Here is a 20425-nt window from a genome sequence, read left to right on the forward strand (position 1 = left end):
TGTGGCTCACTCGGGATTTTTATCGACGTCGGTGCCTTCCTGTGCGTGCAGGTCGCGGCGCAGCAAATCCCAGCAACTGATGAATAGAGCGGCGACCAGCGGCCCGATCACGAAGCCGTTGACGCCGATTAGCGAGATGCCGCCGAGCGTCGAGATCAGCACGACCCAGTCGGGCAGGCGCGTGTCCTTGCCCACGAGCACGGGGCGCAGGATGTTGTCGATGGTGCCGATCACGAGCACGCCGAAGATCGCGAGGCCGAGCCCCCTTGCGATTGCGCCCGTCGACAAGAGGTAGATGGCGATGGGCCCCCACACGAGGAACGCGCCCACGGCGGGCAAGAGCGACAGCAGCATCATCACGAAGCCCCACAACACGGCGCCCTGAATACCCACTACCCACAGCGCGATGCCGCCGAGCGCGCCCTGCACGAACGCCACCGCAAGGTTGCCTTTCACCGTCGCGCGAATGACCGTGGTGAACTTGCGGATCAGATGCTGCTTGTGCAGTTCATCGAGTGGAATGGCGTCGCGCACGGACCGTGAGATTTCGCGTCCGTCGCGAACGAGAAAAAAGAACATGTAGAGCATCACGAAGAAGCTCACCACGACCTGCAACGTGATCTGTCCGACGCTCAGCGCGCTCGTCGCGACGAACTGGCTGATTCGCGCGGCACCGGCCGAGAGACGCTGCTGCAGGCCGGGCAGGTCCATCAGGTCGTAACGTTCGAGCAGATTCTGCACCGACTGCGGCAAAGCACGGACTGCCTGGCTGAAGAATGCACCGACGTCGAGACTGCCCGACCTCACCTGCGCATACGCGTGGGAAATCTCCCGGATCAGCGTGCCTGCTACGAATGTGAGCGGCAGGATCACGATCACGACGCAGATCGTGAGGGTGAGCAGGGCAGCGAGATTGCGGCGACCGCCGAGCCGCGCGACGAGCCAGCGTTGCACGGGCTGGAAGATCAGCGCGAGTATGGTGCCCCACAGCACGGTGCTGAAGAACGGCGCGAGGACGAAGCAAAGCGCGATGGAAACGGCGAGCAGCAGAAGATAGAACGACGCCTGGTGGAGACTCTTGTTGCCGTTCATGGGCGATGGATTCCTGTCGGGCCGGGCAAGGGGCAAATGGGTGACGTTGCCGCCCATGATAGCGGCTCATCCACGCGGACCGTCGCGCAAACGCGCGCGTGGGAGACACGGCGCGGTTTGCGATCCCTGTGCTATTCAGTTCCCGCCGACGAGCCGCACGCGCGTAATCTCCGATGGCGCGCCGAGCCGCTTCGGCGGCCCCCAGTATCCCGTGCCGCGGCTCGTGTAGACCCACAGGCTGCCGAGTTTCGCGAGCCCTGCCGTGAACGGCTGCTGCAGGCGCACGAGGAAATTCCACGGAAAGATCTGGCCGCCATGCGTGTGGCCGGACAGTTGCAGCGTGAAGCCCGCATCGGCGGCTGCGTGGGCCGAGCGCGGCTGGTGGGCCAGCAGCACGCGTGTGCCGATGTCGTCCGGCGCGCCCGCGAGTGCCGCCGCCGGGTCGCTGCGCTGCGCGGGATCGAAGTGGCCCGCGGTGTAATCGGTGACGCCTGCCAGCACGAGGCGCGCGCCGCCGTGCTCGATCACGACGTGCTGGTTCATCAGCACGGTAAGGCCGATGCGGCGGAATTCGGCGACCCACGCATCGGCGCCGGAGTAGTACTCGTGGTTGCCCGTGACCGCGTAGACACCGTGGCGCGCAGCCAGCTTGCCGAGCGGCGCCGTGTGGTGCGCGAGCCGTGCGACGCTGCCGTCCACCACGTCGCCCGTGATCGCAACGATGTCCGGGTCGAGCTGGTTCACGGCGCGCACGATGGCGTCGACGTAATCGTGCTTGATGGTCGGGCCGACATGGATATCGCTCAACTGGACGATCGTGAAGCCGTCGAGCGCAGCGGGCAGGCCGCGGATCGGCACGTCGACGGTACGCACCGGTGCGCGCCGCCGTGCGTTGAAGAACCCGAATGCGCTCGACAGCAGCGCCAGGCCGATCACTGTTGCCGAGCTACCCGTTCGCCAGGTCGCGAGATTCACGCTGTGCGGCCAGAGCGCGTCGACGCTCATCAGCGAGGCCAGCACGATGTCGCGCGCGATGGTCAGCATGAGCAGGGACGAAAAGAAGCCCATCGCGAGCATGCCGGCCCAGGCGAGGCGGTCGCCGAGCGGGTGCTTGATCGCTCGCGCGAGCATGCCCGGCGGGATCAGCAGGCACGACAGCACGAGCCACAGCGCCGCGAGCCACTTGCCCGACGCGGGCGTGGGCAGATCGGGGATCAGACGGAGGCCGACATAGACGTGCAGCAGCACGCCGATGGTGATGAAGCGGACGAAGAATGAGAGTCGTGGCATGGCGGGCCGAAGGACGCAAAGGCGCGAGAAAGACGGCGTGCGAAATGCCGGGCAGCGCCGGCTGCGAAGCATTCTACCGGCAAGCGCGCTCACGTGCCGGGGCCGGCCAGGCGGCTGGCGGGAGGCGCGCTTCTATGTCGATAAATTTGCAACTAACGGTCCGACGCTCAGCGCCCTGGTATCACACTACCGCGTAAAATTTGCCGGCGGAGCGGTGCGTGCGGCGCTGCATCAGCGTGACGGCGTGGCCTTGGGAAACGCAGTGGAACTGCATCTCGCGAACCGTGTTTGCAGGCTGTAAGTCGGACTATTAAACGTCCATTGAACGCCCCCTTTCCATGGACTATCCTCGAATCGACACCCGCGCAATGTTGGGCGCTGTGGGGGAGACAGGTCATGAAAATTACGAAGCCTGTTGAGCAGGGGCATCACGGTCGTCATGTCGGTTACGAGAGCAGCCATGTCATGCTGCCGATGGTCGTGTTGTCGGTGATGGCGTTGGCGCTGTATCTCGCCGTGAAGACCATCGACATCTCCGAGCTTGGCCGAAGTGCGCTGTTCTACGTCGTGATGGTATTCGTCACGCTGGGCGTTGCGGGGTTGTTCGGTTTCGTGGGTGGCTGGCTGCGCTCCCGCACCAGCGATGCTACGCCCGAGGGCTTTTGCTTCGTCGGCGGTGTGGTCGGTGCCGTGCTGTTCTACATTGCGCTCTTGAGCTGAGCGTGGCGCATTTCCGCCCTCCAGCTTTCGCGTGCCGGGGCGGGGCGCCCGGCGTGCTTGCGGTGTTTGCTGTGCGACACTGCACGTACTTCCTTAATTGCTCTCAAGTCAGCACTTCCGATGTTCGATCTCTTCGACGACGCACCACAGCCCGACGTCGCCTGGCATCCCGCGTGGCTCACGCCTGAGCAGGCGACGATCATGCTTGCGCGCATTGTCGCCGAAACGCAGTGGCGGCAGGAACGGATTCGCACGCCCGGCGGCTGGGTTGACCAGCCGAGGCTCACGGCGTGGCTCGGCGAGCCGGATGCCGTCTACATTTATTCCGGTATCCGAAATATTCCGCAGCCGTGGACACCGGCGGTGGCCGAATTGCGCGACGCAGTCGACGCCGTCTGCGGCGTCCGTTTTAACAGCGTGCTTCTGAACCGCTACCGGACCGGGGCGGACAGCATGGGCTGGCACGCCGACCACGAACCGGAACTGGGGACGGAGCCGGTGATCGCATCGGTGAGTCTCGGTGCGACACGGCGTTTCGATTTACGCCACAACGCGACCGGCATCGTGCGCTCGTTCCGGCTTACGAGCGGTAGCCTGCTTGTGATGCGCGGTCAGACGCAGACGCAGTGGCGTCATCGTGTGCCGAAGGAACCTGCCGTGAGCGGGGAGAGGGTCAATCTGACGTTCCGGGTTGTTATGCCTGATTTGCGGGCGAAGTGAGCAATTTATCGTCAGTTCGGTGGAGAACGGCGTGAGTTGGCGCGGTTGGTCCGTGTGTCCGCATTTCGGCGCTTGAAAAAATATAAAACTTTATGCGCATAAATGCGCAATCCTCGGCGTGGATTCAGGCGGCGTCGTTAAGGCGCCGATGCACGATTGCCGTCAATCGCTCGAACGGCAAGGTGGAAGCCGCCAGCGCGGTGACGTCCGGAAACTGCTCGCGTGTGATGTCGGTGAGGACCTGCGAGGGCGGCGCCTCGACGAGCACGTTCGCACCCGATTCGATCATCACCGTGAGTGCATCGAACCAGCGCACCGTATGGCCCATGTTGGTGGCGAGGTCGGCGCGGATCGCGTCGCCGCTGTGGAGCGGGCGGCCGCCCCGGTTGTCGACATAGACGCCGTGCGGGGCGTGAAACGGGATGTCCTTCGACCACGCCGCTAGCTGATCCGCAGCAGAAGCCAATAGTTCGCAATGCGAAGGAACGGCGATATCGATTCGTTGCGCCTTGCGAGCGCCCGCCGCGAGCGCGCGGGCGGCGAAGGCATCGAGCGCGGCATCGGCCCCCGCGACAACGATCTGGCGCGGGGCGTTGACGTTTCCGATGTACACGCGCAATCCGTCTTCCTTGACCTGCTGGACCACGAGCGTTTCGATCTGTGTCTCGCTGAGTCCGGAGACCGCGGTCAGCCCGTACCCCGATGGGCACGCGGTCTCCATGAGTTCGGCGCGCTTCTTCACCATATGCAATGCGTCGCCGAACGCAACTGCGCCGCAACTAACGGCAGCCGGATAGGCGCCCACCGACAAACCGGCGCAGAAGTGCGGCACGAGTCCTTCGTGCGCGAGCGCGCGCACAACGGCGACGCCGGCGACTGTCAGCCCGAGCTGGACGGCCACGGTGGATCGCAAGGCGTCCGCGCTGTCGAGAGCGAGCACGTCGATGTCGAGCGTCGCCGAAGCTTCTTCGATCGTCGTGCGCACCGCCTCATGCGAAGGCAGTCGATGCAGAAAGCCGGGACTTTGCGCGCCCTGGCCGGGAAAGAGGCAGGCGAGTGTCATGGTGTGCACCAGGCGTCTTCGACTAGCCGCGGGCCGTCACTGGCTCGCGCAAGTACGAGCGGTTTGCGCGCGGCAAGTTCGACGAATGCGACGCCGCCCGCCGGTGTTTCGATTTGGACGTCGACGCGTGTGCCAGTACGCTCGGCAGCACGGGCGAGCAGATCCGCGAGCGCGTCGATAGCAGCAGAAGCGGGGCGCTCGGGCATACGGATCAGCAGATCGAGATCGCTCGACGCAGAAACCGTCGGTGCGCCGGTCGCGAGTTCGAAGCCCGCGCTGCCCGTTGGGCCCCAGGTGTATTCGTCGAGTGCGGACGGCGACGCACGCAGCACCGTGAGCGCAGCGAACGCCGGCAATGCGGCACGGTCATCCGAAGGCGAGGTGCTCAGCAGATCTTCGGGTGAACAGATTGTTTCGACATCCTGATGATGCAGCCACGTTCCGAACCGTTGCGCACGCGTCGCCCCGCGTATGCCGACGGCGACGAATCCATCCGCCGCCTGGGCACGTCGCACGACGGCCCATGGCGCGCGCACAAGCGCTTCGCGCACCCAGTCGGGCTCGTTGTCCGCCCGGGCCCGTCGCGTAACGCGCAGCAGGTCGTGCGCGCGCCAGCGTGCATCGTCGACGCGCGGTGCGTCGGCGGCGAACGGCGGTGTGGCGCACTCGCGCATCAGTTAGCGTCCCATTGCTGCGCAAGGCGCTGGCGGACCTCGATCGAGGCCACGCGCGTGCGCTTTGCCGCGTCGTTTCGCAGACGGTGCGAGAGATCGCGCTTGTCCGCGCGTGCCTCGCGCACCATTTGCGCAAGTACGTGGCGTACGCGCGCGACTTGCTCTGCGTCCGGCGCATCCGCATCGACGCCTTCGATCAACTGGTCGAGCAAGCCGAGCTTGCCGAACGACGCCATCGTGTAGGACATCGGCACGATCTTTTCACCGAGCGCGTCGAGGCTTTCCACACTGCGACGCGTGACGCGCGCCGCAGCTTCCTTGCCCATCGCATGAACCATCGTGCCTTCGGCGTCGAGCGCGACGATGCGGTTGGCCTGGTAGCCGTGCGCCAGAAACGCACCCGACATCGCAGGTCCAACGATCAGCGCGATCACGGGATGCCCCGCGAGCCGCGCGCTGGCATACGCATCGACGGCTGCGGCGCAGGCGAGGTGGATACCCAGCATTTCCTCGCGATAACCGTATGCCTGGCTCTTCACGTCGACGATCGCGACGATGGGCCGGCGTGTTTGACCGGCCGCATCTTCGGCGATGGCCGAGCGCACGGCCTGCGCAAGGCGCCAACCCTGTTCGAGGCCCACGACGTTGTCGCGCGCGCGCACAAAACGGTTTTCGTGGTCCGGCACGACAGCGATGAAGCGCGCCGTTTCGCCGCCGAGCGGCGCATCGGCGTAGTGCACGGGGCCGCGGTTTCCTTCGTGAGCGCGCTCGCCTGCGAGGGTGTGCAGCCAGCGCGCGCCGCGGGTCAGAGTCGTATCGTTCATGCCGTTTCTCCGCGGGACGTGAGGGGCGTGGCGCCGAACGTGGCGCGCATTGCTTCGGGCGCGACGGTTGCAGGATCGATCTGCGCGAGCTTTGCAAGCCAGGCCTCGACCTGCTCGGTGCGGTGGGCTTCAGGTACGCCGCACGCGAACGCTTCGCGCACGGCTCGATGCACATCGTCCACCGCGTCTTCGACGAGCGCATCAGCGAAACCGGTTTCAGCGCGCTGCTCACCGCCGATCAACTGCCACACATGGCGCCGGTCGCTCGCATCGAGTTCTTCGATGCCGGCTTCCTGCTCGATCACCTCGGGGCCGTTCATGCCGAGTCGTCCCTGCTTCGTCATCACGAGATACGAGCATAGACCCGCCGCAAGCGACATGCCACCGAAGCACCCCACCATGCCCGCGATCACGCCGACGACGGGGACGTGCCGGCGCAGCGCGACGATCGCGGCCTGGATCTCGGAGATCACCGCGAGGCCGAGGTTGGCTTCCTGCAGGCGCACGCCGCCGGTTTCGAACAGCACGACGGGGCGCACGATCTTGCCGCGCTCGCAGTCGGCGAGCGCGAGTTCGAGCGCCGCGGCGATCTTGCTGCCCGACACCTCGCCGATGCTGCCACCCTGGAACGCCGATTCGATGGCGGCGACCACGGCGGGCTCGCCGTCGATGGTGCCGCGGGCGATCACGACGCCGTCGTCGGCCTGGCAGACGATGCCCTGCAGCGGCAGCCACGGCGATTCGATGCGATCGAACGGGCCGAGCAACTCGCGGAACGAGCCCGCGTCGAGGACGGCGCGGGCGCGCTCGCGCGCGGTGAGTTCGATATAGCTTTCGCGCAGCAGGGCGCGGGTCGCGGTTTGCGGCGAGCCGTTCATGACTGTGCCCCTTGCGCCGCGTCCTGCGCCGCTTCAACCGCTTCCGCGAGCCGCAGCGCTACGACGCCCGGCGTTGCGCCGAAGTCGTTGATTTCGATGTCCGCGGCACCGTCGTAGCGGGTAAAGAAGCGGTCCAGCACGCTCTTCCAGATGTGCCCGTAGCCATCCACGCTCGTATGCACGACGACGCGCGCGCGCAGGGTGTCCGCTGGCTGAAGCAGCACTTCGAGATCTCCCGAGCCGACGACGCCCACGTGCGCACGCGTCGTCACGGCGCGTTGCGCCGGATAGTCGAATGTCAGTTGTTCCATGATGTCTCTTCCAATGCAACACCGCCGATGCGGTGCTGAACCAGTCTGTCGATGAATAGCGTCGCGGCAAGCAGATCGGCTGCGCCGCCGGGCGAAGCGTTGAGCGCGAGCAGTGAGTGTTCGAGTGCGTCGAATGCCGCGCGGCCCGCTGGCGTGGCGATGCCGCCAGCATCGCGCACACGTTGTGCGCCCGCCTGAGCCGCGTCGCGGCCCGCGAGCCCGGCGCGATGCAGCACGCAGGTATCGTCGAGCGATGCCATGATGGCGAGCAGGGCTTCCACGCGAGCGGTGCTCTCACTGTGGCCTTGCGTGCGCGCGGTATGAAGTGCAGGCAGCCCCGCACGCATCACATGCGGGAAACCGTCTTGCGCTTCGCGTCGCGCTCCGCCCACGTTGTACTGAAGCCGCACGCGCTCGCCGTTGCTGTTGGACGGGCGTGCGAGCAGGTCGTCGAAACGGGCGATCTGTGCGCCCGTTTCGCAGATGAGTGCCGCGTGTGCGTATGCACTGCCATCGGCGGCGAATGGCGTATGCACGATCGCCGCTCCCGCCACGAGCAAACCGACAATCCAGATCGCGCCGCGATGCGCATTGCTGCCGTTCGTCGCGCGCATCATCGCGACTTCGCCTGCGCGGCCGATACGCGCGAGATCGGTGCGCAACGCGACGCCTGGCGCCGCGCCGAGCGAAGCGCGCGCGAGCGCGCGGAACGTCGGCTCGAGCGCGTGCGCGGAACGCAGCATCGTCACGAGATCGAGGTCGCTATGCGCGCCGCTGCCGCGCGCGTCGACGAGCGCGGGTTTCGGCGTGAGGCGTGCCTCGTCGATCAGGGCATCGCGCGCGAAGCGTGCGAGTTCCGCGTCAGCGCAGAACGCGGCATCCAGCGAAACGAACCCCGCGTGCGGATCGCGCGCAAACGGTACGGCGGAACCTTCGGTGTGTGTGTCCAGCGCAAGCGTACGCATCGCGCTCACCAACTGCGAAAGCGCGCGGGCGGCGTATAGAGTCCGCCCGACCACGTCACGAGATCGTCGATGCTGCGCGCCGCGAGCAGCGAGCGCTTCGCATCGCCGCGGCGGATGCCGAGATCCTCGGGGAACTGTACGATGCCGCGGCGGCGCAATTCCTCGGTCTTTTGCGCCTGCGCGCGCAGGCCGATCGGTGTCACGCCCGCGACCGCCGCGAGTGCCGCGCGCCGTTCGTCGATACCTTCTGCTCGATGCAGATGCGCGATGCCTTCCTCGGTCACGACATGGCTCACATCGTCGCCATAGATCATCACCGGCGCGACCGGCATGCCGCTTTTCTCGCCGACCGCGATGGCGTCGAGCTCATCGACGAACGTCGGCTCGCCGCCTTTTTTCCACGTCTCGGCAAGCTGGACGACGAGCTTTTGGCCGCGCGATACGGGGCCGGTGTTCTTGAGCAGCTTGAGCCACGCTTCGCTCGCGTGACGGCGGCCGCGCGGATCGTGGCCCATGTTGGGCGCGCCGCCGAAGCCCGCGAGCCGCCCGCGCGTGACGGTAGAAGAATTGGCGTCGGCGTCGATCTGCAGCGTCGAGCCGATGAACAGATCCACGGCGTATTGCCCGGCAAGCTGGCACAGCACGCGGTTCGAACGCAGGCTGCCATCACTGCCCGTGAAAAACACGTCGGGGCGCGCGGCGATGTACGCCTCCATGCCCACCTCGCTGCCGAAGCAATGCACGCTCTCCACCCAGCCCGATTCGATGGCGGGAATCAGCGTCGGGTGCGGATTGAGCGTCCAGTTGCGGCAGATCTTGCCTTTGAGCCCGAGCGATTCGCCATACGTAGGCAGCAGCAATTCGATCGCGGCCGTGTCGAAACCGATGCCGTGATTGAGCGCCGTGATGCCATACGGCGCGTAGATGCCCTTGATGACCATCATCGCCGTGAGCACCTGCAGATCGCCGATGTGGCGCGGGTCGCGCGTGAAGAGCGGTTCTACTGCGAACGGGCGATCGGCTTGCACGACGACGTCGACCCACGAGCCGGGGATATCGACGCGCGGCAGTTCATCGACGATCTCGTTCACCTGCACGATGACTAGCCCCTGGCTGAATGCGGCGGCTTCGGCAATGGTCGGCGTGTCCTCGGTGTTCGGGCCCGTGTAGAGATTGCCGTGGCGATCGGCTTTTTCGGCGCAGAGCAGTGCGACCTGCGGAATCAGGTCGACGAACATGCGCGCGTAAAGCTCGACGTAAGTATGAATCGCACCGATTTCGAGTTGCCCGTCTTCGAGCAGTTGCGCGACACGCAGACTTTGCGTACCGGCGAACGCGAAATCGACGCGGTGCGCGATGCCGCGCTCGAAGAGCGTCAGGTGCTCGGGGCGGCTGATGCTTGAAATCAGCAGATGAACGTTGTTGAGCTTCGCCGGGTCCGCCTTGGCGAGCGAACGCGAGAGGAAGTCGGCCTGCTTCTGGTTGTCGCCTTCGAGCGCGACGCGGTCGCCCGGGCGGATCAGTAGTTCCAGCGCTTCGGTCATGCGCGAAGTGGGCAGCACACCATCTTCGAGCCAGCCGGCGACGGCGGCGAGGCGGCGGGTTTTCTCGTCGCGGCGCGTGGTCCACGAGCGCGGTGCGAGTTCGGGTTGGTCGGTCGTAACGGCGAGAGGCTTCATCGGCGATTCAGCTCCGTGAGCGGGAAGACTTGGCGCGCGGCTTCTCTGTAACGGTCTTGGCCGCGGCGCGTTCGGTGAGGAAACGATAGAGCAATTCACCCGTGCCGAGCAGATGCGCGGCCGCGAGCGCCTGAGCGGCGGCGATGTCACCGCGCTTAACAGCGGCGAGAATTTCGGCGTGCTCGGCATCGGACTCGCCCTTGTACTCGGGAAAGTCGAATTTCAGACGTAGATAGCGCTCGCCGCGACGGTGCAGCGACGCGAGCATCTCAAGCAGTTGCGGGCGGCCGCAAGGCGCGTAAAGCGCCATGTGGAAGGCCTCGTTGCGCGCCACGTAAAGCGATGGATCGCGCTCGCGTTTTGCCGCCGTGGCGAGCGCACGCACTTCGCGCAGCGACTGCGCAGTGTGATTGGGAATCGCGAGTCCGAGCGCGAGACTCTCCAGCGCCGAGCGGATCTCGTAGATCTCGCGCGCTTCGTCCGCGGAAAGCGGCGCAACGCTCGCGCCTTTGTTCACTTCGATCTTCGCCCAGCCTTCGCTCGCGAGCTGGCGCAGCGCTTCGCGCACGGGAATCGCGCTGACCGAAAAGTGTCGCGCGATGGCGTCCTGGCGCAGCGGCGCGTTGGGCGCGAGCGCACCCGACACGATGGCGTCGCGCAGGGCGTCCGCGATCATGCGCGACGTGCTCGTGCGCGGCGCTGCCACGGCCGGCAGACCGGGCGCCGCATCGTCGCCGTCCAGGGGAAAACCATTCGTTGTGTCGCTCATAAGATCACATATTATATATAAAAAATCGAATCGGAAAGCCGTCAAGCTGGACGAGATGGTGCCGTAAACCAGGGAACAGGGATTTCTTCATACAAATAGAAATGCAGATAAACCTGCGCCGCCGCCTGATGCAAGACGGCTTGCGCAAAGGAGAGAGAGGACCACATGAATTCAGTAACCGAGGTAGTGGGGCGAACGTCTGGCAAGACGCCGCTTAACCGTTCGCAGATCGCGGGCTTCTGGGGTGCCTGGGCAGGCTGGACGCTCGATGGCATGGACTCCTTCATTTACGCACTTGTGCTCACGCCCGCGCTGACCGAGTTGCTGCCGCGCTCGGGCTATGCGGCCACGCCCTCCAACATCGGGCTCGCGGGCTCGATTCTTTTTGCGCTGTTCCTGGTCGGGTGGGGACTGTCTTTCATCTGGGGGCCGCTCGCCGACCGTTTCGGGCGCACGCGCGTGCTGGCCGGCACGATCTTCATGTTCGCGATCTTCACAGGTCTCGCTGCGACCGCGCACAGCGTGTGGGAGCTCGGCATCTATCGCTTTCTCGCGGGTGTGGGCATCGGCGGCGAGTGGGCGCTGGCGGGCACGTATGTCGCCGAGTCGTGGCCGGAGGACCGGCGCAAGATGGGTGCGGGTTATCTGCAGACCGGCTATTACGCCGGCTTCTTCATTGCGGCAGCGCTGAACTATACGGTCGGCGTGCACTTTGGCTGGCGCGCGATGTTCCTGACCGGTGCGATTCCGGTCGTCGTCGCCATTCTCGTGCTCACGCGCGTCGAGGAACCGGCCAAGTGGCAGAAGTCGGAGGCGAGCCATGTGCATCGCGGCAGTCCGCTGCGCGAGATCTTCAGCGCGGAGTATCGCAAGCGTACGCTTGTGGCCTGCGCGCTTCTGACCATCGCGATCATCGGTCTGTGGGCAGGCGCCGTCTACGAGCCGTCCGCTGTCATTCAGCTCGCGACGAAGGCCGGTGCGAGCAAGGCCGACGCGATGCGCACGGCGTCAATCGCGACGGGCCTTCTGTCCATCGGCACGATTCTCGGTTGCCTCGCGTTGCCGCCGATGGCCGAACGCATCGGCCGCAAGTGGACCCTTGCGATCTATTTCACAGGCATGGCCGTGTCGATCGCTGCGAGCTTCGGCTGGGCCTTTTACCTCGAAAACGGGCTTGTGCCGTTCATGGCGCTGCTCTTCGTGCTCGGCTTTTTCGGCGGGAATTTCGCGCTCTTCAGTCTCTGGCTGCCCGAGCAATTCGCCACGCGCGTGCGCGCCACGGCGTTTGCGTTCTGCACGTCAGTTGGGCGTTTCGTCGGGGCGGGCGTGAACTTCGTGCTCGGCGCTGCCGTGCTGAACATGCACACGCTGGGCGTGCCGGTCGCACTGACGGCAATCGCGTTCGTCGTGGGGCTGTTCATCATTCCGTTCGCGCCGGAAACGAAGGGTGAGGTACTGCCGGGATAAGAGGGGCGAACACAACCTGGACGTGGAGCCGTGAAGGCCATAGTCCTGAAACTCCCTCCATGCGGCGCCGTCGTGGGGCGGTGTCTCCGGCGGCTACGCCGCCACTGCCACCGCCCCACAGGCCAAACTAACTGTCGTCAAACCGGCCAGGCTAATTGTCGTTGTCACAGGGACAGGCCGGGCAGCATTTGAAAAAAACCGGATTTCAAGCGCCATCTTTATGGAAGCGGCAGAAAAAAAACAATGCGTTACTCATGTCATAGTGAGTCCGGCAGTATTGGACAAAATCTTTAATAGAAGATAAATGGCGTACCGGCTGGATGCCTCGCTGTCCGATGAACTCCAACCTGCCGTTATTCATCTTGTAGTGGGAAAGTGTGCCGCCTACTCCATACCTGCCGTATTGGTTAGCGTCGGTCTGCATGATCGACTGGCCGACGAGTTTTCCGTAGTGGAACGCGCCGGTATTGAGGTCCACATATGCGACGCCCTCGGCCATAATCGGAACTGGAGCGGCGATCATGTCATTCGCGGAAAAACCATGGGCCGGATTAAAGCCCATCGGGGACCGAACATCGGGAACCTGGTGATTTGTGCCGACGGGGTCGAGCGACCCAACCCGGTAGCCGCCCGTTGCGTTTCCCGCCGCGAACTGGCCGCAATCCGCGTTACCGTGCCGGGCATCGATTTTCAGATCCCGGACGTCTCCACCGGTCCACGTGGGATTCGATTCAGGGTTATCGGCTTGCGAGGTGCGTTCAGGCGCGGAGTGCGTATCAGGCTTGATGTCGGAAGGTTTGCCTGCCGTTATGGAACTGGTGGACGGATTGACGCCAGTTTGCCCTGCTTGCTGGCCGACGCCCTTCGTAACGTAGACTGCGCCGCTATCGAGGTCCAGATAAGTGGCCGGATACGATTCCGGACTATTCTGTGGGACACCTGAAGGGCCTTGGCGTGGCGAGCCCGCGCTGACTGCTGTTCCTTCAGGGATGCCAGGTTTTTCCAGTCCATCCAGTATAGAAAGCAGGTCTGAACTATCCCACTGCCCTAGTTGGTCTAGTTGCGTTGGGGAAAGCGGGCTTGAGCTGTCCCACTCCCACTGCCATTGTTTGTCTGTCGGGTTAGTTCCTGACGTAACAGGCTGATCGGTAGTTGAATCTGCTGGCCGCTGCGGGTGTGCGCTGTTTTCTACTTCAGCGGGTGATGAAGCCGGCCGCTTTGTTGACGGCGCTTCATCTGGCCCAGCATCGGCCGGCCTCTTTCCTGAAGATCGTGCGTCGCTTGTTTCGGCAGGATGTTCGAGCGTAGCGTTGTCGGCACTGGACTGCGTCGGATTTTTGTCCGAGGCAGGCAACTTTGGTGGCTGCGTCGGACTTAACGGGTAACCGATCCTTCCGTCTTCCAGTCTCTGGGGAGGATTGAATGAAGGCTTCGTCGCGTTCTGGCGGGTTGCGTTGTCCTGTGCAGTTTTTTTACCCGTTGAAGAACCAGACGGTGATTCGGTTCCAGTAATCGATCGGGCATCCTGCACCGGGTTAGCGGTGTCCTCCGGTGACGGGGGCGTTCCCTCCACCGCATCCCCAATGACTTTTCCATAGTACTTTGCCTGTCCCCAGACAGGGATAGCATTTTCCGCATACCTGCCGGCTTTTTCAAACTCGTCCTGCACGTACTTGGGAGCGCCGATCTGCGCTGCAAATGCTCTGGCTGCCTTACCCAGAAGATTGTCACCTGCGTCGTACAGTTGTTTTTGGGTCTGCGGGTCGGCTCCTGACCACTTGGCAATCTGGGAGACCGTCTGTCCCACCGGATTTTTCACTGTATCGGTGAAGCCCCTCTTGGCTACGTCCCAGGAGTTATCTATATGGCTTTCATCTGGTGCGTCAGGATGAATTTTTTTATACTCGCTTCGCGTGAAATCATCAGCATCGTTCCTGTTGTCAAAGACGTGCTGCTGACCGTCATTGCCGGTTGTATAGAAGTATATAGTCACGATATAAATCCCTCGTTTTTCAACAAGCAGTCATCCCTAGCCGGATGTAGATCTAATCCGTGACAACAATCTACACCCCGCTCGAAGCGGGCAGGGTGTACCGGATACTTACATCGCTAGCCGCGCCTGGATGTTGCCTTCGCTTCAAGCGGTGTCGGGGTTCATATTGCGTTGCTCCTCCTCGCTGCGGCCATCTGTGTCCGCGCCTCGTTAATGACTTTCGATCAAAACTCTCTGATTCATCGAACGCGGATCTGACGCGCGGGAGACGTCCACATAAGCTACGCTAAACGTCTGCGCGCGGCATCTCGCGCCGCGTTTTCACGAGCATCGGCGGAAACAGGCGCCAGCCGAGATTAACGCCGAGGCTCGCAACCACGATCAGCACCATGCCCGCGAGTTGGGCGACGCTCAGCGCGCGTCCGTAGACGAGCGCATCGACGGCGATCGCCGTGAGCGGATAGACGAACAACAACACGGCGATCACGGGCGTTGTGAGCTTCGGCAGGGCGCCGTAAATCAGCACGTACGAAAGGCCGGTATGCAGGACACCCATGCCGATGAGCCAGCCCCACTGCGCGGCCGAAATATGCGTGAGTTCGAGCGGCGCAAAGAACGGCGCGATGAGCGGCAGGCAAACCGTGCCAACCGCGCATTGCGTGAGCGCGAGCAGATGCGGGCGAAGATCGCGGAGATGTTTCGCGATCAGCGTGACGCTTGCGTAGAGCACCGATCCGCCCAGTGCCTCGCCGATGCCGATCAGATAGCGCTGATGGCCTTGAAGACTGCCAACGGCCGGCACGCCTGAAGCGAGCACGAGCCCCACGAATGCGATCCCGATCCAGCCGAGGCGGTCCGCGCCTAACCGCTCGTTGAAAAGTGCGGCGCCGATCAACACGACCCAAAACGGCTGCACATGGAACACGACCGTCGCAACGGCGATGCTCGTGCGATGAATCGAGTCGAAGAAAGCCACCCACTGCGTGACCATGAGCACGCCCGTCACTAGCGCGAGCCCCAGCGTGCGGCGCGTGAATTGACGTGGCGAGAGCCATCCCTTGTACCGGCAGTACGCGGCGAGCGCGAGCATGCCGAAGAGGCAGCGGAAGAACACGAGCGTCATCGCGCCGAGCCGCGCTTCTTCGACGAACACGCCGATCGTGCCCATCAGCAGCCCGCCGCTGGCGAGCATGAGGACACCCTGCTTCTGGTTGGCGTGGTGGTCGGCTTTCATGGCTGTTATCGGTGACGCAAAGGGAGAGTGAAAACCGGGCCAGTATTCGCCAGTTGCGGGGTGTCGGCAAACGAATTAAATTGAAGAATTCCATCAACGCCGCTGATGAATCAGGAGCCGCGCATGAACCCCGAATTCGACCTGGACCTGCTGCGCAGCTTCGTCGCCGTGGCCGACGCGGGCAGTTTCACGCGGGCGGCGGTCACGGTGCATCGCTCGCAGGCTGCGGTGAGCATGCAGATCAAGCGGCTCGAACTCATGCTCGGCACGACGCTTTTTACGCGTGACACGCGCAATCTGGCACTTACGCGGCCGGGCAATACGCTGCTCGAATACGCGCGGCGCGCGCTCGATCTGCAGGAGGAGGCGTGGTCGGCGCTGGTGCGCCCGGAAGTGACGGGGCGCGTTGCGCTCGGCGCGCCCGACGACTACATGGCTGCGCTGCTGTCGCCCGTTTTGCGCCGTTTTTCGACGCTCTATCCGCATGTCGAGATCGAGATCGTCTGTGCGCAGAGCGTCGCGCTCGGGCCGATGCTGGCGGACAACAAGATCGACCTCGCGCTCGTCACGCGCGACCGCAAGCTGCGCGGCGAATTCGTGCGCAGCGAGGACATGGTGTGGGTCGGTTCCGCGACCGACCCGGCAACGGCGACGCTGTCGCCTCTGCCCGTCGGCCTCTACGAGCACGGCAGCGTGGCGCGCGCTCATACCGTGGCCGCGCTCGACGCGGCGCGCATCCGCTATCGCGCGGCCTACAGCAGTGCGAGTCTGATGGGTCTGATGGCGACCGTCGAGGCCGGCATCGCCGTGGTGGCGCTCACGCGTTGCAGCGTGCCGCCACGGTTTGTCGTGCTCGGCGAGGCGCAAGGGCTGCCGAAGATCGAACCGCTCGACATCGTCGTCGCGCGCAGCGTGAAGTCCAACCGGCCGATCTGCGATTACCTCGCGCAGCAGATGGCGCAGGATCTCGCGGTGCCGCGTCAGCGCGGGTAGACGCTCACTTCGCCGCCGACCGCGAGCCGCACGCGTTCGCCGCGGCGCGGCGTGCGATAGCCGGGCACCCTCGCACGCACGGTTGTCTGCGACTCGACGAGCTGCAGCGTGAGCGCGGCATCCTGCCCCTGGAACGTGATGTCGTGCACGAGCGCGTCGAGCGCGCCTTCGCGCTGCGCCGTTTCCGGCAGGACTTCGATTTGCTCGGGGCGCAGCATCACGTCGACCACGCTATCGACAAGATTCGCACCAGCCGCCACGGGCAGTGCGCCGAGCACACATTGCGCGCGTCCATCGACGATGTGGCCCGGCAGCAGCACCGATTCGCCGATGAACGCCGCGAGTTCCGGCGTGGCGGGGCGCCGGTAGAGCGTCTGCGGGGCGGCGGTCTGCAAGAGCCGGCCACTCCACAACACGGCGACTTCGTCACCGAGCGAAAGCGCTTCGGCCTGGTCGTGCGTGACGAGCACGGCGGTCGCGCCGGCGGCGGCGAGCGCGCGCGCGACGGCTTCACGCGTCTCGACGCGCAATGCAGCATCGAGCGACGAGAACGGTTCGTCGAGCATAACGAGGCCCGGTGATGGCGCAAGCGCTCGCGCGAGCGCTACGCGTTGTTGCTGGCCGCCGGAAAGGTGCTGCGGCGCACGGGTTGCATAGGACTCCGGAAGTCCGACGAGTTCGAGCAGCTCCGCCACACGATGACGCGCACGACGCTGCGCACGCGGCAGGCCGAACACGATGTTGTCCGCGACCGAGAGGTGCGGAAAAAGTGCGCCTTCCTGCGCCACGTAGCCGATGCGGCGCTGCTCGGCCGGAAGATGGAGACCAGCGTCTGCGACGCGGCGGCCGTCGATTTCGATGGTGCCCGCGTCGGCGTGCTCGAAGCCGCACAGCACGCGCAGAAGTGTGGTCTTGCCGCTGCCCGAAGGCCCGAGCAGCGCGACGAGCGAGCCCGATTTCACGGAAAGATCGACGCCGTGCAGCACCGGGTGGCCGTCGAACGATTTTTGCAGGCTGGAGATTCGAAGCGTGCTCATAGGGCGATTCCGTTTGGGCGATCAGGAGGCGTCGGGCGGCGCACTCGTACTCGTGTGCGCGGCCAGCGCCGATTTGCCCGCGAACGTGAACAGGAGGCCAGAGGCGACGAGCGATAGCGCCGTGAGCAGCGCGGCATAGGGCGCGGCGGCCGCGAACGCGAGCGTCGACGTGTCGCTCCAGACCTGGGTCGCGAGCGTGTGCGTGCCGATGGGCGAGAGCAGCAGGGTCGCGTTGAGTTCGGTGACGACGGCGATGAACACCATCGAAGCCGCCGCGCCAAGTCCCGGCCCCGCGAGCGGCAGTACGACGCGCCGCATCGTCTCGAACCAGCCGAGGCCGAGCGAACGCGCCGTGTCTTCGAGACGAAGCTGCGCCTGCAATAGCGCCGCACGCACACTCACTAGCGCGAGCGGCAGGAACAGGATCGCGTAAGCCACGATCAGAAGCGCCGTGCTTTGATAGAGCGGCGTGAGGGCGCGCACTGCGAGCGACACGATCGCGAGCGCGATCACGAGTCCCGGCACGCCTTGCGCAACAAACGCCGTGCGTTCGAGCAACGTCGCGAGACGGCCCGGATAGCGTGCGAGCAGGAACGCGAGTGGTAGTGCGAGCAGCGTCGTGGAGACGGCGGCGATGAGGCCGAGGCGCAGCGAGGCGAACGTGGCCGAGAAGAGCAATTCGGGCGAGACGTCGGCGGGCGTGATCGCAGCGGCGCCGGGCTGTGTGAGCCAGTAGCCGATCATCGCGAGCGGCACGCCGAGCGTCGCGGCGTTAAGCGCGAGAAAGCCCGCCGCGACCGGCCAGCGCCAGCGGCCGAGCGCGTGGCGCACGGCCGCGCGCCGCGTGCCGCGATCGACGCGTTCATAGCGTGCACGTCCGCGCACGCGAAACTCGAACGCGAGACAGACGAGGCACAGCACGATCAGCACACACGCGAGCAGTGACGCGCCGCCGCCATCGAAGCTCGTGCGGTATTCGGCGTAGATCTCGGTCGTGAAGGTGCGAAAGCGCAGCATCTGGAACGCGCCGAACTCGGAGAGCACGCCGAGCGCGACGAGCAGCATCGAGCCGAAAAGCGCGGGCCGCAGTTGCGGCAGCACGACGCGAACGAAAGTCGCCCAACGATTGCAGCCGAGCGCGCGCGCGGTTTCTTCGAGCGCGGGGTCGAGTCCGCGCAGCGCTGCGGCGACCGGCAGATAGACGAGCGGAAAATAGGCGCTCGTGATGACGATGAACGCGCCGAAGAAATCCTGCAAATCGAGGCTCAGCGACACCCACGCGTAACTCGTGATGAACGCGGGCATGGCAAGCGGCGCGGCGGCGAGCAGGGCAAACGCGCGGCGGCCGGGCACATCGGTGCGTTCGACGAACCACGCGATAGCGGTGCCAAGCACGGCACTCGCGAGCGTCGCGCAGACGGTGATCGTTAGCGTGTTCACGAGCAGTTCGCCGACTAGTGGCCTGAAGATCAGATCGGCGGCGTCGGCGAATCCATACGAAAACGCACGCGAGAACGTCAGCGCGAGCGGCAGCAGCACGAGGAGCGGGCCGAGCAGCGCGGCCGCCAACAGCGCACAAGGGATTCGCCGACGTGCGGCGACGTGCGCTGTGGGGTGACCCGGCTCCTCTATGGCTGGCGCCGTGGTGATGGCTTCACTCACGATCAGGCTGGCTTTTTACGGTTGCGATCAAAGAAGCCCGGCTTCGCGTAGTAGCTTGCCGGCCTGGCTGTCGTCGCCGAGTTGCTGGATCGTCAGTGACGGCGGCTTCAGCTGTTCGAACGGCTTGTTGATCGGGTCGCTAGCGATGCCCGGGCGCAGCGGATACTCGTAGCTGATGTGGTCTTGTGCCATCAGCTTCTGTGCTCGATCACTTACCAGATACGCGAGAAACTTCTGCGCGCCGTCCGGGTTGTGCGCCGACTTCATCGCCGCCGCGCCCGAGACGTTCACCAGCGCGCCGACATCGCCGTCCGCGAAGTGCGCCACGGCGCTACGCGTCTTGCTGTCGCCAATCTCGGCGTGCAGGCGGTCCCAGTAGTAGTTGTTGATGATGCCCGTCGCGACCGCGCCGCGATTCACAGCGGCCACGACGCCTTCTTCGTCGTCGAAGATCTGCGCGTTGGTCTTGAGGCCCTTCAGCCACTGAAGCGTCGCGGCTTCGCCCTTCATGGCGATCACCGCGTCGACGAGCGGCAGGAAGTCGGCGTCGGAAGGGGCGATGCCAACCTTGCCCTTCCATTCCGGCTTCGCGAGATCGAACAGCGACTGCGGCAATTGCGTCGGCTGCACCTTCGTCGTGTTGTAGGCGAGCACGTTCTCGCGTGCGGTCACGCCCACCCACTGGCCGGTCGGCGAGTTGTAGCGCGTGGGCACGACGGAAAGCGTTGCGCTCTGGACCGGCACGAGCAGGCCCTTTTCTTCGAGCAGCATCAGCTCCGGTGAATTTTCGGTGAAGTAGACGTCGGCGGGCGTCTTGTTGCCTTCGGCGACGAGCTGGGCCGCGAGTGCCGGACCTTCACCGCTGCGGATCTTCACGTCGATGCCGGTCTGTTGTTCGAAGTCCTTGGCAAGCTGGTTCACGACCTGCTCGTGTTGTGCGCTGTACAACGTGATCGACGCAGCGTGGGCCGCGAGCGGCAGCGTAGCGACAGCGGTCAGCGCAACGCTCAGGGCGGCAGCGCGCAGTGGCGCGCCGGGGATCGAAATTTTCATG

19 protein-coding genes are annotated in these 20425 nt (G+C 64.8%); 4 read left to right on the plus strand and 15 right to left on the minus strand.

The window, feature by feature from the left end; genetic code table 11:
* Positions 1–6: 6 nt before the first annotated feature.
* Both D1Y85_RS03025 and D1Y85_RS03030 read right to left on the minus strand, forming a co-directional pair.
* A complete protein-coding gene (locus tag D1Y85_RS03025) occupies positions 7–1092 on the minus strand; it encodes an AI-2E family transporter (RefSeq protein WP_124149567.1) in 1086 nt (361 codons plus the stop codon).
* A 135-nt stretch (positions 1093–1227) separates the two neighbouring features.
* Positions 1228–2382, minus strand: coding sequence for a metallophosphoesterase (locus tag D1Y85_RS03030; protein ID WP_124149568.1), 1155 nt, complete (start codon positions 2380–2382; stop codon positions 1228–1230).
* Between the two features lie 396 nt (positions 2383–2778).
* On the opposite strand from D1Y85_RS03030, the gene D1Y85_RS03035 reads away from it, so the two are divergent.
* Together D1Y85_RS03035 and D1Y85_RS03040 are read left to right on the plus strand one after the other, a co-directional pair.
* Positions 2779–3102, plus strand: coding sequence for a hypothetical protein (locus tag D1Y85_RS03035; RefSeq protein ID WP_124149569.1), 324 nt, complete (start codon positions 2779–2781; stop codon positions 3100–3102).
* Positions 3103–3222: 120 nt separating this feature from the next.
* Positions 3223–3822, plus strand: a complete 600-nt coding sequence (locus tag D1Y85_RS03040) for an alpha-ketoglutarate-dependent dioxygenase AlkB family protein (RefSeq protein WP_124149570.1) — start codon at positions 3223–3225, stop codon at positions 3820–3822.
* Positions 3823–3946: 124 nt separating this feature from the next.
* On the opposite strand, the gene D1Y85_RS03045 is transcribed toward D1Y85_RS03040, so the two are convergent.
* The 8 genes from D1Y85_RS03045 to D1Y85_RS03080 are packed head-to-tail and all read right to left on the minus strand — an operon-like array spanning position 3947 to position 10985.
* On the minus strand, positions 3947–4885 hold the full coding sequence (locus tag D1Y85_RS03045) for a malonate decarboxylase subunit epsilon (protein WP_124149571.1): 939 nt from the start codon (positions 4883–4885) through the stop codon (positions 3947–3949).
* Entirely contained in the window at positions 4882–5559 is a 678-nt protein-coding gene (locus D1Y85_RS03050; RefSeq protein ID WP_124149572.1) for a malonate decarboxylase holo-ACP synthase, read from the minus strand. Before D1Y85_RS03050 ends, D1Y85_RS03045 begins: the two co-directional genes overlap by 4 nt.
* Positions 5559–6383, minus strand: coding sequence for a biotin-independent malonate decarboxylase subunit gamma (mdcE, locus tag D1Y85_RS03055; protein ID WP_124149573.1), 825 nt, complete (start codon positions 6381–6383; stop codon positions 5559–5561). Before mdcE ends, D1Y85_RS03050 begins: the two co-directional genes overlap by 1 nt.
* Complete coding sequence (locus D1Y85_RS03060; protein ID WP_124149574.1) at positions 6380–7261, minus strand: biotin-independent malonate decarboxylase subunit beta; 882 nt, start codon at positions 7259–7261, stop codon at positions 6380–6382. Before D1Y85_RS03060 ends, mdcE begins: the two co-directional genes overlap by 4 nt.
* Positions 7258–7572 carry a malonate decarboxylase subunit delta gene (locus D1Y85_RS03065; RefSeq protein WP_124149575.1) on the minus strand — a complete coding sequence of 105 codons (315 nt, stop codon included), beginning with the start codon at positions 7570–7572 and terminating at the stop codon, positions 7258–7260. The genes D1Y85_RS03060 and D1Y85_RS03065 overlap by 4 nt, the downstream gene beginning before the upstream one ends.
* A complete protein-coding gene (locus tag D1Y85_RS03070; RefSeq protein ID WP_124149576.1) occupies positions 7560–8537 on the minus strand; it encodes a triphosphoribosyl-dephospho-CoA synthase in 978 nt (325 codons plus the stop codon). The genes D1Y85_RS03065 and D1Y85_RS03070 overlap by 13 nt, the downstream gene beginning before the upstream one ends.
* A 5-nt stretch (positions 8538–8542) precedes the next feature.
* Positions 8543–10216: a malonate decarboxylase subunit alpha gene (mdcA, locus tag D1Y85_RS03075; RefSeq protein ID WP_124149577.1), complete on the minus strand. Its 1674-nt coding sequence runs from the start codon at positions 10214–10216 to the stop codon at positions 8543–8545.
* 7 nt (positions 10217–10223) lie between these two features.
* Positions 10224–10985, minus strand: coding sequence for a GntR family transcriptional regulator (locus D1Y85_RS03080; RefSeq protein WP_124149578.1), 762 nt, complete (start codon positions 10983–10985; stop codon positions 10224–10226).
* 165 nt (positions 10986–11150) lie between these two features.
* Between D1Y85_RS03080 and D1Y85_RS03085 the strand changes: the two genes are divergently transcribed.
* Positions 11151–12452, plus strand: coding sequence for an MFS transporter (locus D1Y85_RS03085; protein ID WP_124149579.1), 1302 nt, complete (start codon positions 11151–11153; stop codon positions 12450–12452).
* A 205-nt stretch (positions 12453–12657) separates the two neighbouring features.
* On the opposite strand, the gene D1Y85_RS03090 is transcribed toward D1Y85_RS03085, so the two are convergent.
* Both D1Y85_RS03090 and D1Y85_RS03095 read right to left on the minus strand, forming a co-directional pair.
* Positions 12658–14445 carry a hypothetical protein gene (locus D1Y85_RS03090; RefSeq protein WP_124149580.1) on the minus strand — a complete coding sequence of 596 codons (1788 nt, stop codon included), beginning with the start codon at positions 14443–14445 and terminating at the stop codon, positions 12658–12660.
* A 286-nt stretch (positions 14446–14731) separates the two neighbouring features.
* Entirely contained in the window at positions 14732–15679 is a 948-nt protein-coding gene (locus tag D1Y85_RS03095) for a DMT family transporter (RefSeq protein WP_124149581.1), read from the minus strand.
* A 123-nt stretch (positions 15680–15802) separates the two neighbouring features.
* On the opposite strand from D1Y85_RS03095, the gene D1Y85_RS03100 reads away from it, so the two are divergent.
* A complete protein-coding gene (locus D1Y85_RS03100) occupies positions 15803–16672 on the plus strand; it encodes a LysR family transcriptional regulator (protein ID WP_124149582.1) in 870 nt (289 codons plus the stop codon).
* Here the strand turns inward: D1Y85_RS03100 and D1Y85_RS03105 are convergent.
* The 3 genes from D1Y85_RS03105 to D1Y85_RS03115 are packed head-to-tail and all read right to left on the minus strand — an operon-like array spanning position 16660 to position 20424.
* Positions 16660–17709, minus strand: coding sequence for an ABC transporter ATP-binding protein (locus D1Y85_RS03105; RefSeq protein ID WP_124149583.1), 1050 nt, complete (start codon positions 17707–17709; stop codon positions 16660–16662). The two genes, D1Y85_RS03100 and D1Y85_RS03105, sit on opposite strands and share 13 nt — an antisense overlap.
* A gap of 21 nt (positions 17710–17730) precedes the next feature.
* A complete protein-coding gene (locus D1Y85_RS03110) occupies positions 17731–19359 on the minus strand; it encodes an ABC transporter permease (RefSeq protein ID WP_124149850.1) in 1629 nt (542 codons plus the stop codon).
* Between the two features lie 39 nt (positions 19360–19398).
* A complete protein-coding gene (locus D1Y85_RS03115; RefSeq protein ID WP_124149584.1) occupies positions 19399–20424 on the minus strand; it encodes an iron ABC transporter substrate-binding protein in 1026 nt (341 codons plus the stop codon).
* Between the last annotated feature and the right edge of the window lies 1 nt (position 20425).

It is taken from the genome of Paraburkholderia dinghuensis (assembly GCF_003837865.1).
GTDB classification, from domain to species: domain Bacteria; phylum Pseudomonadota; class Gammaproteobacteria; order Burkholderiales; family Burkholderiaceae; genus Paraburkholderia; species Paraburkholderia dinghuensis.

What these genes read in the sequence shown, in the direction of transcription:
- D1Y85_RS03025 (WP_124149567.1), bottom strand. Translation starts at nt 1,092, where the DNA reads ATGAACGGCAACAAGAGTCTCCACCAGGCGTCGTTCTATCTTCTGCTG.
- D1Y85_RS03030 (WP_124149568.1), bottom strand. Translation starts at nt 2,382, where the DNA reads ATGCCACGACTCTCATTCTTCGTCCGCTTCATCACCATCGGCGTGCTG.
- D1Y85_RS03035 (WP_124149569.1), top strand. Translation starts at nt 2,779, where the DNA reads ATGAAAATTACGAAGCCTGTTGAGCAGGGGCATCACGGTCGTCATGTC.
- D1Y85_RS03040 (WP_124149570.1), top strand. Translation starts at nt 3,223, where the DNA reads ATGTTCGATCTCTTCGACGACGCACCACAGCCCGACGTCGCCTGGCAT.
- D1Y85_RS03045 (WP_124149571.1), bottom strand. Translation starts at nt 4,885, where the DNA reads ATGACACTCGCCTGCCTCTTTCCCGGCCAGGGCGCGCAAAGTCCCGGC.
- D1Y85_RS03050 (WP_124149572.1), bottom strand. Translation starts at nt 5,559, where the DNA reads ATGCGCGAGTGCGCCACACCGCCGTTCGCCGCCGACGCACCGCGCGTC.
- mdcE (WP_124149573.1), bottom strand. Translation starts at nt 6,383, where the DNA reads ATGAACGATACGACTCTGACCCGCGGCGCGCGCTGGCTGCACACCCTC.
- D1Y85_RS03060 (WP_124149574.1), bottom strand. Translation starts at nt 7,261, where the DNA reads ATGAACGGCTCGCCGCAAACCGCGACCCGCGCCCTGCTGCGCGAAAGC.
- D1Y85_RS03065 (WP_124149575.1), bottom strand. Translation starts at nt 7,572, where the DNA reads ATGGAACAACTGACATTCGACTATCCGGCGCAACGCGCCGTGACGACG.
- D1Y85_RS03070 (WP_124149576.1), bottom strand. Translation starts at nt 8,537, where the DNA reads ATGCGTACGCTTGCGCTGGACACACACACCGAAGGTTCCGCCGTACCG.
- mdcA (WP_124149577.1), bottom strand. Translation starts at nt 10,216, where the DNA reads ATGAAGCCTCTCGCCGTTACGACCGACCAACCCGAACTCGCACCGCGC.
- D1Y85_RS03080 (WP_124149578.1), bottom strand. Translation starts at nt 10,985, where the DNA reads ATGAGCGACACAACGAATGGTTTTCCCCTGGACGGCGACGATGCGGCG.
- D1Y85_RS03085 (WP_124149579.1), top strand. Translation starts at nt 11,151, where the DNA reads ATGAATTCAGTAACCGAGGTAGTGGGGCGAACGTCTGGCAAGACGCCG.
- D1Y85_RS03095 (WP_124149581.1), bottom strand. Translation starts at nt 15,679, where the DNA reads ATGAAAGCCGACCACCACGCCAACCAGAAGCAGGGTGTCCTCATGCTC.
- D1Y85_RS03100 (WP_124149582.1), top strand. Translation starts at nt 15,803, where the DNA reads ATGAACCCCGAATTCGACCTGGACCTGCTGCGCAGCTTCGTCGCCGTG.
- D1Y85_RS03105 (WP_124149583.1), bottom strand. Translation starts at nt 17,709, where the DNA reads ATGAGCACGCTTCGAATCTCCAGCCTGCAAAAATCGTTCGACGGCCAC.
- D1Y85_RS03115 (WP_124149584.1), bottom strand. Translation starts at nt 20,424, where the DNA reads ATGAAAATTTCGATCCCCGGCGCGCCACTGCGCGCTGCCGCCCTGAGC.